The following is a 14,181-nucleotide window of genomic DNA, read 5'->3' as shown; positions in this document are numbered from 1 at the left end:
GTTGCAATTTATAACTCCTGATTTTTTGTGATATTGTTTTAAGCTCTCTCGATAACAATTGCAGATGCACCACCACCGCCATTGCAAATTGCAGCAGCTCCTGTTTTAGCATTGTTTTGCTCTAAGACATTTAGTAAAGTTACAATAATTCTAGCTCCTGAACAACCCAGCGGATGTCCAAGTGAAACAGCTCCACCGTTTACGTTAACTTTATTGTTATCAAGGTTTAATATTTTTGAATTGGCTAATCCAACCACAGAGAAAGCTTCGTTGAATTCGAAATAATCTACATCTGAGATTGAAATTCCCGCTTTATTTAAAGCTTTTGGAAGTGCTTTTGCTGGACTTGTAGTAAACCATTTAGGTTCTTGAGCGGCATCTGCATATCCTTTTATGTAAGCAAGAGGTTTTATTCCTAATTCGTTTGCTTTTTCTTCAGACATTAAAACTAAAGCAGCAGCTCCGTCGTTGATGGTTGAAGCATTTGCAGCAGTTACAGTTCCGTCTTTTGTAAAAACAGCGCTTAAAGAAGGGATTTTATCTAACTTAACATTAGTGTACTCTTCGTCTTTTGAAAAGATAATTGGCTCACCGCGTCTTTGCGGTACTTCAACAGGAACAACTTCGTTATCGAATTTCCCGGCATCCCAAGCTTTAGCACTTCTTTCATAAGATTGAATAGCGAAAGCATCTTGCTCTTCACGGCTGATGTTGTATTCAGTTGCACATAAATCAGCACAAACTCCCATTGCGTTGTTGTCGTAAGCATCTGTCAAACCATCTTTTTGCATTCCGTCAAGCATAGTTGCTGGGCCAAATTTGTTTCCAGCACGCATTTGCACATAGTGAGGAATCAAACTCATGCTTTCCATTCCGCCTGCTACAACAATTTCAGCGTCACCGCATGCGATTGCTTGAGCAGCAAACATTACGGCTTTCATTCCAGAAGCACATACTTTGTTTACTGTTGTAGCAGCAACTTCTTCTGATAATCCGGCAAATAATGCAGCCTGACGCGCTGGCGCTTGTCCAACACCCGCCTGGATTACATTCCCCATGAAAACTTCATCGACTAATTTTGGGTCAAGGTTAATTTTTGAAAGGGCTCCTTTTATAGCAGCAGCGCCTAATTTTGGTGCAGGTACACTAGATAACCCGCCCATGAAACTTCCGATAGGTGTTCTAACGGCAGAAACGATAACAACTCTTTTGTTCATTTTCTGTTTAATAATAGTTAGTAAGCAAATTTACTCTTTATTTGAATAAATTCAAATTTTGTATTGAATAGGGGTGATTTTAAATTTAAGGTCAAATTTTTGTTAATTCTATTTGTTTGATTGTGAAGTGGTTTTGAAAAAAGATGAAAAAAAACTAAAAAAACTCAAAAAAAAGCTTGTGAGAAAAGGAATGATGTTATACATTTGCACTCGCAAAACGGAAGCAATTCCTTGAGCAAGGAGAGGTGCCAGAGCGGTAATGGAGCAGATTGCTAATCTGTCGACGGGTAACCGTCGCCAGGGTTCGAGTCCCTGTCTCTCCGCTTAAATTTTGCCTCGGGGTGTAGCGTAGCCCGGTTATCGCGCCTGCTTTGGGAGCAGGAGGCCGCAGGTTCGAATCCTGCCACCCCGACTACAATTGAAATAATGGTCGCATAGCTCAGCTGGATAGAGCACCTGCCTTCTAAGCAGGCGGTCGAAGGTTCGAATCCTTCTGCGATCACTTGTGAAACCCGCTATTTTGCGGGTTTTCTTGTTTTTACTGCTTTTTTAGGTAATGTGTCAGATGTGTTGGTAGTCAATTATTGCATCAAACATTTACAGATTATCAATGATTTATAATAAAAAAAACAGCCTTCGGGCTGTTTTTTTTATTTTATAATTTTTTATATGCTAGTTGGTTTATGGCTGTTTTCTTTTTATACTGTTTTCTTTTAGTCTGCTTATGAATGCAAATCTTTTAAAGGCATGACTTAGGCCTTCTGGTTTGGGAAGCTTATTAGAGAACCTATTTAGGGATGATGCATCAAGAATTGTCAGATCTTTTTATGCACGGGAAAAATGCGCCCTGTTTGGAATTGGGAGGTAGGACGGCATTTATATTCACAAAGCTGAAGTGCAGTTTAGAGGCAATAAAATGATTTGTCAGAGTTTTTTTTAAGAGCATAAACTCCCGCAGCTTTATACTCAGTTAGTGCATAAGGAGTTCGTATTTTGAGAGCCTCGTCATAATAAGCAGCAACTTTAATGTGTTTTTGAATTAAGAACGGCAGGAAGAAGATAATTAGTTACAATCTGCGAAGCCTGCTTGTGTGCATAAGGCTGATTGTAGGCTGTAGATGTAAGAACAATAACCAAAGGCAGGTTTTGAAAAATATAGACTTTATTTCCTCCATTGCCGCTGCATAGATAAGCTTCATAGCTTTTGCCTTCTATTTCAAATTTTTCTCTCCAGAAAAGATATCCGTACCCACTTAAGTTTTGATCTTCTGGGAAATAATTGGTAAATGTTTTTTTGACCCAAGATGAAGATAGCAATTGTTTTCCCTTCCATTTTCCTTTGTTCTGGTAGAGTTGGCCGTATTTGGCAAGACCGAGAGTTTCCAGTCCTAATCCGCCAGCTGTATTGGCAACTTTTTGCGGAGTGTACTGCCATTGATAATGGGTGATTTCCAATGGCTTAAAAAGTTTTTTATCTGCATAAGATTCAAGCCCTTGTGGCACTTTTTGATTTAGAATATCGCCAATTACAACAACTCCTGCTGTAAAATAATCCCATTGCTTTGCGTTTTTTTTGTTTTTATCTATCGGAAGGTCCAACGCAAATTTTACCCAATTGTCTGTAGGATACATATTTTCTTCATTTCCAGGAGAATTCCAGTCCTGATCTGAGCCTTCAAAAGAAGAACTCATTGTAAGAAGATCTTTTATTTTAATGCTGTCTTTTGAAGCTGTATAATTGGAATAATCCTTAAGATTGTAAAACTGGCTTAATGACTGATTTTCATTTTTTAGATATCCTTCTTGAATTGCTATTCCAGTCATTGTAGAAGCAAACGATTTGCCCACAGAACGGGTATCATGAAGACTTTTTCTATTGGTTCCATTAAAATATTCTTCCAGTAAAAGTTTTCCATTTTTTATAACTGCCACGCTTGTTATTTCTTTAAAACGTTTCTGCAGTATTCTTGTATTCAGTTCTTTAATTAGTCTTTTATCAAACCCGTCATTAGAAATGCTCCATCCGCTTCCAGTTTCAATAGGCTGTATGGCTATTTGTTTTTCGGTTAACTGAATTGCGGGCTGCTCAAAATGAATCTGGCCTTCAGCTATAATAGTTCCGGTTTTAATGCCACTATCAGTTTTTATATAGGGACGGATTTCTATTTTTAAGAGATGCTTCCCGCCAAAAACAGCGTCTTCTCCGCCATTAGCATAATAAAATCGAGACCATAAATAACGTCCCCAGCTGTCTTCATTGGTTGGGCTTATTAAAGGAATTCTTAAAGTTATCCATTGGTTTTTGCCTTTGGAGGTTCCAGCTCCCGTGTTTAAATTTTCTGTATAGATTGATTTTCCATCAACATAAAATGTAAACTGAAAATTTCCGTTTTTAAGCAATTGTTCGGCTGTTAGACTACTATTTAATTCATGCAGATAGTTGGTCAGTGAATTTTTTAGAAAGAGGCGTGCATCAAGGGTGCTACCTTCTTTAAATTCAAACGCTGTAAGAAATTTATCTTCGGTAAGCTGTTCTATTGGGTATTGAGCATTAAGGAAAACAATTTTTCCGGCATATTTTGTCTGAAGCGGACTCATTGGTTCATCTGGCTTCACGATGTTCTGTGCAGTCAAAATGCCTATTCCAGCCAGTAAATGTAAAATTCCAGTTAGTAATAATCTCATGGTTATGTCTTTAAGTTATTTAACAAAACTAATGATGGGTAAAACACCAGTATAGAATAAAATTAACATGAGAGTTATTTTTCATGAAAATTTTTAAGATGCTGCCCGACAGTCAGATTATGGGTGATTTTTGCGCAGGCAATTGATATTCATAAAAGCAGATTTCTAAAATTCATAGGAGTTGTTCCTATGTTTTCTTTAAAACATCTGTTGAAATGGCTTTGGTCGGAAAAACCAGCTTCAAGAGCAATTTCTGCAAGCGAACTGCGATTGTCTGACAGCATGCCGATTGATTTTTTTATTTTGATTTTACGGATGTATTCGCCTAAGGAACATCCAAAATACTTTGGAAAACATCGGGAGAGATGTACAGGATGTATATCTAAGAGTTTTGCTAAACACGGAAGAGAAAAATCATTCAGGTTTTGCTCATGAAGAATTTCTTTTAGAGTTTTTGCCCAATGCGGAATAAATTTATCTTCAGTTTTATATTTCGAATCAATTTTCTCCAATACTTCAATCAATAAAGTATTTATAGTCAAATTGCTTACGCTGTCATCTAATTTGCTTTCCTTGAAAATTTTGTAAAATAATAGCTGTATGCCAGTATTTTTAATTGAAATGCTGCCTTGGACCTGTTCGGTTTTTAAGCTGTAATTTTTAAACCAGTCCTGATTTATTTCGATATGAAAACCACGGGTAAATCCAGGAGGTTTTATATTATAATGCGCATCATCCCAGTTATGGAAAAGAAGACTTCCCTGTGAGCACTGATAAATTTCTTTTTTGTTTCCTTCCAAAACTCTGCCTTGCAGGATAAAAGTGAAGTAAGGCTTTTCGTGGTAATGCCAGTCTACTTTTTCGTGGGTATATTCTGTATCAGTAATGGTAAGTCCATCTAGAACAATAAGACTGTTAGTCTCACCAAAAAATTGCCCAGTACTTAAAGCTTTCATAAAGTCGATATAAGTTTTGTTTTTGCAATTTAATAAAAAGTAATCTTACTTGTATTAAAGTAAGATTAAATCGTTTCTTTCTATTTCTAGTATTAATAGCGTATTTTATTTTTGATCGGCTTTACTTAATCTTTTTCGGTTTGATAAATTATCAATCGTTGATTTTGAAGGCTTTTTGTGTTTTTCAAAACCTGCTTTGCCATGATTCTGCGATAAAGTTTAAATTGCTCAATAATCTTTAAAGTCGCCTTGGCTTTTTGTGGTAGATTGGAGGCAGCTCCAGTTTTTTAATTTCTTAAACCATGCTGCACTGATTCTGCACCAAATATTAAGTCCAGTGCAGTCTGCATTTCTTTATCAATATTATTCAAAACATTGTTAGAATTAGGCTCAGTTTTGTAATCAGGCATTGTGCCGTGTCCAAAATTGACGGATGAATCCACGGCATTGGTATATTTTTGCAATGGAACGGTGAGTGCAAATCCAAATGGCTGCACCAGACTCACAGGCAGCATTCCGCTATTATTTCCCTGATAGCCGCCACCGGTTTCCTGACCTATAAATGCTGCTTTTCTGTTATGGGACAATATTGCTGCAACATCTGCGCATGAGGACATGCAAAATCCGTTAATCAGAATATAAGTTTTGCCTCCGTAATTATTTTTTGCAGGTTTTTGCATTTCGTAATAATCGAATTCTGGTGTATGTTTTGCTTTTTGCCACAGCCAAATGCCGTTTTTTTCTACGGGTTTTCTATAAAAAAGCTTTAGCGATAAGCCTTTTATTTCTTTCGCCACCGTTTCTGTAACTTCTATTCTATCCCAATAGCGAAAAGGCTGGTCAAAAAAATGGCTGGTAAAATATTCGGCATTAGAGTCTGAGCCCCCCGTGTTGTCTCGAAGATCCACAATAAGGTTCTGAATGGATCTGCTCTTAATTTCGTCAAAAGCCTGGTCTATAAATTTCTTAAAATCCTGATTTGAATTTTTAATGTCGGTTTTAGCGAACGAATGAATCGTTAGAAAAGCAACATTGTTTTCAATCTTAAATTCCAACTGCTTCGATCTTGCCGGTTCTTCTAAAAATCCATCCTTAGCAATATCATCAAATCTGGCTCCTGTGGGGCGGTACGTTTTCTCTATATTATTCTGATTCACCAAAATGCTGAAATTTTCGCTTAAATCGATATTTCTGTACCAGCTTGGGAATTGCAGATTCAATGCTCTCCATTTTAGCGTTTGATTATAGCCGTCAGAAGGAATGAGCGCAAACAGCAGTGCGGTGATTTCGGGAATGCTTTTTCCGTTTATACGCACGATTTCATCACCTGGCAGAATACCGCTATTACCCGAAAAATTCTTAACTACATATGCTTTGTTTTCTGAAAAGAAAAGCTGGAACGGAAATAGATTTGGGCGCATATTCAACTGGTCTAAATATGCTTTGGGTAGGGAAATGCTAGTATGCAGGCAATTGATTTTTGCGACGATTGGCTTCAGTTTCTGAAAAGATTCAAATACCGTTAGCGAATCCCTAATAGTTTTTTTTATTGAATCGATGTAAGCGGTAAATTGAGTTTTGGCGGTATATCTGTAAAACCCCGGATGCTTTTCGCTAAGTTCTTTCTGCAGTTCATCGATGGTGTTTTTTACCGTTTCAGCCGAAAACTTCTGATTATTGGATTTTGGTGTCTGAGTTTGTGCAGATGACATCAGTCCAATAAAAAAAGCGGCTATGAGTGATAGAATTGATCTTGCCATTTTTTTTATATTAGGGTTTCTAAAACTTTTTTGCCGTTTTCATTTTTTTGATTTAATTCAATGGATTTCTTATACATTCTGATGGCTTCTTCTTTGCTGTTATCCTTTAATAAAGCTTCTCCATAACTATCATATGCATTCCAGCTATTTGGAAATAGAAATACATTTAATTTAAAAATCTGCAGAGCATTTTTAATTTCCCCTTTTTGCATCATTCGGTATGCCCATTCGTTTAATTCAAATTCATTTGGTTTGAAATAAGGGTCTTTTTTAATCTGTTCTTTCACAACTTTAATTGCCCTGTCAAATCCTGTTTTACGTAAATTAATTCTTAAAAAAGTCAATGGATCTGCATTCAGAATATCCGGGATATAGCAGGCTGCTAGTTCTTCCAAATAATCTTCAGGTGAACCGCCGCCCAGATTGGTCAATACAATTACAGCGAGGTCATCATCGGGATAAATAAGAAAAGCAGCCCTACCGCCGCCTGACATGCCTATAGCCCTATGATGTTTGCGAAATTTTGCTAGGCCCCATCCCAATGCCCAGGGCGTATTCTCGCCGCTATTAAATTGAATTGGAGACCACATGGCTTCTATAGTTGCTTTGGATTTTAGGAGTTTGCCACTTTGCAAAGCAATAACCCACTGCGCTATGTCTTTTGCGGTACTATTAAGTCCGGCTGCGGTTCTTCTGAAATACGGAAACTCATAATAATTATTTACCATTTTCGGCTCCATATATTTTTGTCCATCTAAGGCTGTCCTATAAAAATAGGTTGGTGCAAAATGCGGTATCACATCACGGGAATCGCCAAAAATAGTACTGCCCATGCCTGCCGGTTCAAATTGTTTTTCTGAAAAAACTTCAACAAATGGCTTTTCTCTAAATTTGTCTATTATTTTCCCTAAAAGATATGCGTTAGTCTGATTATAGCTAAACCGCTCGCCAGGCTGAAATTCCAAAGGGATAGATTTCAATTTTTCCCATATGGCTTCTTCATTTTTCAAAGCTGCCAAGCCGCCTGTGTATGGGTCTAGCAGCTTCAGCAGATCGGGCAGTCCTGAACAATGGGTTAGCAACTGTTTAATGGTGACAGGTGCCCATGATGGAGGAAGGCCATCCAAATATTTAGAAACAGGATCTGAAAGTTCAATTTTTCCATCTTCAACCAGCTGCATAATTGCTACGCTGGTAAAAACTTTTGTACAGGAATTGATAGCAAAAATAGTTTGGTTATCTACAGCAATATTGTCCTGGATATTTCCAGTGCCATAGGATTTATTTAAAGCAATTTTTCCGTCCTGTACAACTGCTATTTGCAATCCCGGTATTTTTCGTTCGCTCATTTCTCTTTTAATGATGCTATCAACATCAGCAGTTTTATTTTGAGCAGATAATGATGTTCCGGCAATCACTAAAGTAATTAAAATGCTGTTTTTCATAATGTTTTAATATTGTTAGAGGAAAAAGAAATCTGGTTTCTAAGTATATAAGCTATCGTACCGATAGGCAGAATTGGAAAAATCAGCAATAATGCCAGCGGTAAAATGATGGTTTTAGCACTCAGATAACGGAAGCATATCGGATTTATACAGTATAAAAATATTGGGTTTAATCTTATCTTTTCTTTCATAATTTTTCCTTAATCTGAAATTATCTTCAAATCTAAGCATAAGAAAAAGAGCAAAAATTGACTATGGGTAAGTTTTAATGTCCGGCAGCTTTTTTCTTTTGTCGGTTAAGAACTTTCTGCAGTAAATCCGAGGCAATAGGCAATGATTTTAAGAGGTATGCGCGGGAAAATTTGAGGTCTATGTTTTATCAGCCTAAATATAGATGTTTAGGGCTTCTTTCAGAGCAGCATTCTTTTTCTCATTTTTAGGCTTTTGAGGTGTTTTTCCGCTATAATTTTCTTCTTCAGATTCCATCCTATTGAGCTATGGAGAACGGATTTCGAACCATTTTATACTGTCTTGTTAGTTAGTTAGTTAGTTAGTTAGTTAGTTAGTTAGTTAGTTAGTTAGTTAGTTAGTTAGTTAGTTAGTTAGTTAGTTAGTTAGTTAGTTAGTTAGTTAGTTAGTTAGTTAGTTAGTTAGTTAGTTAGTTAGTTAGTTAGTTAGTTAGTTAGTTAGTTAGTTAGTTAGTTAGTTAGTTAGTTAGTTAGTTAGTTAGTTAGTTAGTTAGTTAGTTTAGTTAGTTAGTTAGTTAGTTAGTTAGTTAGTTAGTTAGTTAGTTAGTTAGTTAGTTAGTTAGTTAGTTAGTTAGTTAGTTAGTTAGTTAGTTTAGTTAGTTAGTTAGTTAGTTAGTTAGTTAGTTTTTTTTGCTTTTATTTTTGGTTTTGGCCGTTAAAGGGGAGGTTGGTTTGGAACGGCTTGCAACTTTAATATATATCTAGTAGAATTATTGGTATTATTTTGAGGCGAGGATTTTGAAAAGTCTCTTTTTAAGCTTTCAGTGAAGCCTTAATTTAACTTATGATCAGAAGTTCGAAAGAGAGCAGGATTCGAACCTTAAGCTTGAAACTCGCATATTTCCTGCATTTTTATTTTTTTTTCGACCTAGTGCGCCCCGATGTTGCTATGATGGAGAAATTAGGTTTTGATATTTACGTAGGCGGATTAAAACCAAACGAGTTGCAATTTTGCCAGCAAGCAGTTTCTAATTACAAAAGGTTAAGTCTGGTAATCTGGCAAGGAGATTTGTACCGATTGGTTTCGCCTTATCAACGAAGCAGAGCAGTGCTTATGTATGTCAATCAGTAGAAAGTCAAGTCGATAGTTTTTTCTTATATCCTGCATCCATTAACCGATCCTAATTATAGTTTTGTAAGATTAGAGGGACTTGATCCTTTAAAAAATATAAAGTCGAAGAAATTGATATCATGCCGGAAGCCAAAAAATGCTTTTGAGGCATCAGGAAATGTTTTTTCCGAAGATTTACGGATGAAATTAGGAATAAAAGTTTCTTCTTCCAGACTGGAAAGCAGTATTGTACTAGAGATTACTGGAGTTGATTAGTTTTTAAAAATTTAATTGTATAACTTATTGTAAAACAGAAAATAGCATTTTATAAAATAGGTAAAATAGTATTAAATATAGATAATATTGTCTTGTAAAAAAATTAGTGTTGTTTTTACATTTACAATATAATGCTATTTCTTAACCTATTAATTAAATAAACTATGAAAAAACTTTTATTACTGATTGTCATTTTTCTATCCAGTTATTCTGCAATTGCACAGAAAACGCTTTTTACACCCACAGAATGGAGTGATCCCAACAATGAATTTTACAATAAAGTATCCAACACCAGAAAGTATGAGTCTACGAACTTTGTTGTTTACTGGGGTGATAAAGTGGGTACAAATCCTGCAGCGTATGCTGATGCAACCTTAAGATTTACTCCAAAATCGGTTGCAGATACGCTTGAGACTAGCTTTAAACGCTACATTACCGATTTGCATTTTATAAATAATGCCCCAACAACAAATTTTGGAAAATACAAGATCATTATTATGATGATGAATACTTGGAATTCTACAGATCCGAGATTAGAGGCCTTTGCTCAGGCTAGTTCGTTTAGCAATACAATTGGTGCAATGTTTGTACATCCTGAAGCCACAAGAGATGGTGGAGCATTGTCACATGAGTTTGCACACACCCTGCAAATGATGATGCAGATACAGGAAAATCCAGGTGCGGGAAAAGCATTTTCCGGATACGATTGGGCAGGTCCCTTCTTTGAAGGACATGCCAATTTTATGCGAGCCCAAGCGTACTCACAATGGGCAGAAATTGACGGAACTCTCACCCGCTGGATTCAGACGAAGCATTTTATGTGGTCGTCTACCAGACATCATTACACGAATTTTCATTTAATGTATTATGTGCAGGAAAAAGAAGGTTTTGATTTCACTAGAAGAATGTGGGCGGAATCTATGAATGAAGAGCATCCGCTTGAAACCATTAAGCGATTAAAAGGTTTTACGCAAGACCAACTTGATGATTATCTTTGGGGATATGCGCAAAGACAACCTGCATTTGATTATCCTATCCAATGGAACTCTCAAATCAATGCGACGAGTAATTTTGGAAAAACCATCAGAACGGTGTATAACAGCATAAAAACAAATATGCCTCGCTATACCAGCAGAGAATACACACTTTTAACTAAAGTTACAGGAACAACAGATCAATATTATACAAATAACGATTGGGCTCCACAAGATTACGGAATGAACGTAATTCCTTTATACCCAACCTGTACGGGAACCCAAAAGAAAGTTACCATTAAATTTAAAGGACATACTGAAGTTAATACAACTCAAGCAGGATGGAGATATGGTTTTGTTACGACAAAGACCGATGGTACTATTTCGCGTTACAGTCCAATGTATAAAGTGGATGGCGAAGCTTCGTTTACGCTTAATACCGCTACAGAAGCCAATATTTATTTGGTAGTTTTTGCTGCGCCAAAAGTCCATGTAAATTACAATATGGATGTTGGTTACCCAAAACAAAGAAGATATCCTTATGAACTAAAAATTGCAAATGCTGCTCCTGAAGGATATCAGCCTGCAGCAAATTTCAGAAGTTATCTTAAAACAAACGGACATCTGCACACTAACGGAGGCGGATGGGTTTCTAATAATGCGACTGTTGCATCTACAGTATATGTAGGTCCTTATGCAATTGTAAGAGCCGGAAATGTTTCAGGAAATGCCCGAATAGAAGATTATGCTATGGTAGATGGCGGAACTATAAATGGCAGTGCGATTGTTAGAGGAAATGCATGTGTGTACAACGCAACGATATCAAACACTGCAATTGTTGAAGGCAATGCCTGGATGGAAGGCGGATCTGTAAAAAACACAGCAAATATAAAAGGAAATGCAATGCTGTTTGCGGGAGATTTTGGAAGCTCAGTTGTAGTGGGTGGTGATGCAGAAATTGGCAGCTGTTCTACACCAGGTGTTTATTTGCAGTTTCCATATTGGAGAAACGGAAGAGATAATTGCGATGGTAAAGGCGCAGCTGATACTTCTAATATCGACATCAATGCAGCATTTACCAACTTTACAGCAGCACAGATGGCTTTTAGCTCCACACCTAACTGCACAGCATCAGCACTTAGTTCCAATAAGTCAACCCTAGAGTCAGAAGTTGATTTGAGCATCTATCCTAATCCAGCAACTGGAAATATAAATATAACTTTTTTGCAGTCTGAACAGCAAAAAGTTACAATTTCAGTATTTGATACCAGCGGGCGCAGTTTAAATGTTATTAAGAGCCAAATTTATGATACGGGCAGAATTGAAATTCCTTACAATTGCAGTAATCTAGCTCCTGGGGTTTATTTGCTGCAGATTCAAAGAGGAAATGAAGTAGTCAGTAAAACATTTATTAAACAATAATGATTCATTAGCAATTACTTGGCACTATTGTAAAAAGGCGTAAGCTTAAAAATTGCAGGGTCTGACTTTTTAATTAAAGTTGGACCCTTTTTCTTGATTATTTGCTCCGATTCAGAAAATAGCGGTTAGAAATGAGGCTGAGCCGAAAAAGCGCATTTCAGCAAGTGCAAAATAATATTTTTTAAACTGGGGGATTACTTTTTTATTAAGTCAAAAAGTTTCGAACCTAATCCTAGCAGGCTTTTATTCTGCTGGATTTCTTTTTTTCAAAAACACCATGCGCCACGATTCTGCCATAAAACTTAGACTTTTGAATTATCAATAAGTTAGTTAGTTAGTTAGTTAGTTAGTTAGTTAGTTAGTTAGTTAGTTAGTTAGTTAGTTAGTTAGTTAGTTAGTTAGTTAGTTATATGTTTTTTCTTTTTTCTCAGACTTCTTTTATTTTTGGTTTTGAATGGTGAAGGGGGGAGTTGGTTGGAAGGACGTTGATTTGGATGTGAGGATTATTTTATCTTTTAATTTATAATGATTCAATAAGATTTGTGAGGTTTTGGTTTGAGTCCAGTTCCTGCTACAACGATATAAGCTTCAGAGTAATCTGGAGTTTTTTTTGTTTTAACTATCTTTGTCAGCATCTATTCACAAGAGAGATGCTCGCGCAAGTAGGTAATGCTATGGCTATATTTGGCGGAGAATTTAAATAAATCTCAACTGTAGGGAGTAGGCTATGCTTAATATGGAATTGGAAGCTGCACTTTTTTATGCCACATAATAAGCAATAAAAATTTAATCTTAATATCTTTTATAAACCTTTTCAGTAAACAACTTTCTAAGGAACAATTTAAATGATTTATAAAGAGTTTATTCCTAACAAATTATTGGCAGACTTCGTTAAGAATTATTGGTGGTTTGAGAATTCAACCAATCAGCAGCTTGATTTTACAATCTTGCCAGATGGCTGTTTTGATCTTATCATATCTTTTGACAGCTACCATCAGAAAGAAATTTCGTTAACAGGACTTTGGACCAAACAAGTCGAAGTTTCTATTGCACCCAATACGCAACTTTTTGGAGTGCGATTTAAATTATTGGCCGTTGATTATATTTTACAGCAAAATATTTCAAGTTTTTGCGACAGCGAAGAAATAAAAGAAAACAGCTTTTGGGGATTAGATAAAGCCTTATTTATAGATTTAGATGCAGAAACAAAAAAGTTGGATAAAATTATGCTCTCCATTTTGGATAGCCAAAAGAGCATTGACAGCAGAAAACAAAAGCTTTTCAGCTTATTGTATCAGACAAATGGCGAATTGGCAATCGAACAATATTCGCAGCAGGTTTTTTGGGCAAACCGACAAATTAACCGCTATTTCAAGCAAAGATTTGGGATTCCCTTAAAAACGTACTGCAAAATTTTAAAACTTTTCGCTTCTTTCAAGCATATCAAGAAAGGACAGCTTTTTCCTGAGCATAATTATTTTGACCAGTCGCATTTTATAAAAGATATAAAAAAACATACAGGAAATATCCCAACCGAATTGTTTGAAAACAAAAACGACCGATTTTTACAATTGGCAACAATGAAAGAAAAGTAGTTTTGCTTCATAACTAAATTTAAAAAGCAAAATGAAATTCGATAACATCAGACTTTTAGTAAATGATTTTGACAAATGCTTCAATTTTTACAGCGGCATTCTTGGTTTAGAATGCACTTGGGGCAAACTTGGCGATAATTTCGCCAGTTTTAATATTGGAAACCTTTCAGGGCTTGCTTTGTTTAAAGCAGAATTAATGAGTGTCGCCATTGGCAGCACAGAAGCAAAGAAAAATGAAATTTTACAAGACAAAATTGCAATAATTTTGAAAGTAGACAGTGTTGATGAGAGTTACAGCATGCTGCAGAGTAAAGGACTGAACTTTTTAGCCGAACCAAAAGACATGGCAGCTTGGGGAATTAGAGTCGCACATTTTAGAGACCCAGAAAATAATTTAATTGAATTGTTCTCTGACTTGTCAAACAAAGATGGGCTGTAATATGACTAAAGGCCGGTTAGGCAATGCCAAAAAAATCTTCCAAGCAGTATTGTAATGCTACAGTAGGATTAGCTCAAATCTAACCGCTAAGCTTATTGTCTGATTATTGCACA

General features: G+C 36.2%; 9 protein-coding genes and 3 tRNA genes. 7 read left to right on the top strand and 5 right to left on the bottom strand.

Going from position 1 to position 14,181, the window contains the following annotated elements:
- Window positions 1-38: 38 nt before the first annotated feature.
- Window positions 39-1,217, bottom strand: coding sequence for an acetyl-CoA C-acyltransferase (locus tag V6624_RS21170; protein ID WP_111285326.1), 1,179 nt, complete (start codon window positions 1,215-1,217; stop codon window positions 39-41).
- A gap of 239 nt (window positions 1,218-1,456) precedes the next feature.
- Here V6624_RS21170 and V6624_RS21165 point away from each other — a divergent pair.
- From V6624_RS21165 to V6624_RS21155, 3 genes are all read left to right on the top strand, one after another.
- A tRNA-Ser gene (locus tag V6624_RS21165) sits at window positions 1,457-1,540 on the top strand.
- Window positions 1,541-1,554: 14 nt separating this feature from the next.
- Window positions 1,555-1,629 (top strand) — tRNA-Pro (locus V6624_RS21160).
- A 16-nt stretch (window positions 1,630-1,645) separates the two neighbouring features.
- A tRNA-Arg gene (locus V6624_RS21155) sits at window positions 1,646-1,719 on the top strand.
- Between the two features lie 521 nt (window positions 1,720-2,240).
- Here V6624_RS21155 and V6624_RS21150 read toward each other — a convergent pair.
- The 4 genes from V6624_RS21150 to V6624_RS21135 form a co-directional block, all read right to left on the bottom strand.
- Entirely contained in the window at window positions 2,241-3,902 is a 1,662-nt protein-coding gene (locus V6624_RS21150) for a serine hydrolase domain-containing protein (RefSeq protein WP_111285324.1), read from the bottom strand.
- Between the two features lie 149 nt (window positions 3,903-4,051).
- Window positions 4,052-4,858: an AraC family transcriptional regulator gene (locus tag V6624_RS21145; protein WP_111285322.1), complete on the bottom strand. Its 807-nt coding sequence runs from the start codon at window positions 4,856-4,858 to the stop codon at window positions 4,052-4,054.
- Window positions 4,859-5,145: 287 nt separating this feature from the next.
- Complete coding sequence (locus tag V6624_RS21140; RefSeq protein ID WP_338840075.1) at window positions 5,146-6,618, bottom strand: S41 family peptidase; 1,473 nt, start codon at window positions 6,616-6,618, stop codon at window positions 5,146-5,148.
- A 5-nt stretch (window positions 6,619-6,623) separates the two neighbouring features.
- Entirely contained in the window at window positions 6,624-8,063 is a 1,440-nt protein-coding gene (locus V6624_RS21135) for a serine hydrolase (protein WP_338840074.1), read from the bottom strand.
- Between the two features lie 1,032 nt (window positions 8,064-9,095).
- Between V6624_RS21135 and V6624_RS21130 the strand changes: the two genes are divergently transcribed.
- The 4 genes from V6624_RS21130 to V6624_RS21115 all read left to right on the top strand — a co-directional run bounded on the left by V6624_RS21130 (window position 9,096) and on the right by V6624_RS21115 (window position 14,068).
- The gene (locus V6624_RS21130; RefSeq protein ID WP_338840072.1) at window positions 9,096-9,383 is read left to right on the top strand and encodes a hypothetical protein; all 288 of its coding nucleotides are present in this window, start codon (window positions 9,096-9,098) and stop codon (window positions 9,381-9,383) included.
- A 419-nt stretch (window positions 9,384-9,802) separates the two neighbouring features.
- Window positions 9,803-12,034 carry a DUF6055 domain-containing protein gene (locus V6624_RS21125; RefSeq protein WP_338840071.1) on the top strand — a complete coding sequence of 744 codons (2,232 nt, stop codon included), beginning with the start codon at window positions 9,803-9,805 and terminating at the stop codon, window positions 12,032-12,034.
- 845 nt (window positions 12,035-12,879) lie between these two features.
- On the top strand, window positions 12,880-13,629 hold the full coding sequence (locus tag V6624_RS21120) for a DUF6597 domain-containing transcriptional factor (RefSeq protein WP_111285312.1): 750 nt from the start codon (window positions 12,880-12,882) through the stop codon (window positions 13,627-13,629).
- A gap of 31 nt (window positions 13,630-13,660) precedes the next feature.
- Window positions 13,661-14,068: a VOC family protein gene (locus tag V6624_RS21115; RefSeq protein WP_111285310.1), complete on the top strand. Its 408-nt coding sequence runs from the start codon at window positions 13,661-13,663 to the stop codon at window positions 14,066-14,068.
- Window positions 14,069-14,181: the final 113 nt, after the last annotated feature.

This window comes from Flavobacterium ginsenosidimutans, from assembly GCF_037478105.1.
Taxonomy (GTDB): domain Bacteria; phylum Bacteroidota; class Bacteroidia; order Flavobacteriales; family Flavobacteriaceae; genus Flavobacterium; species Flavobacterium ginsenosidimutans.
This window is presented reverse-complemented; position numbering and strand designations above follow the sequence as displayed.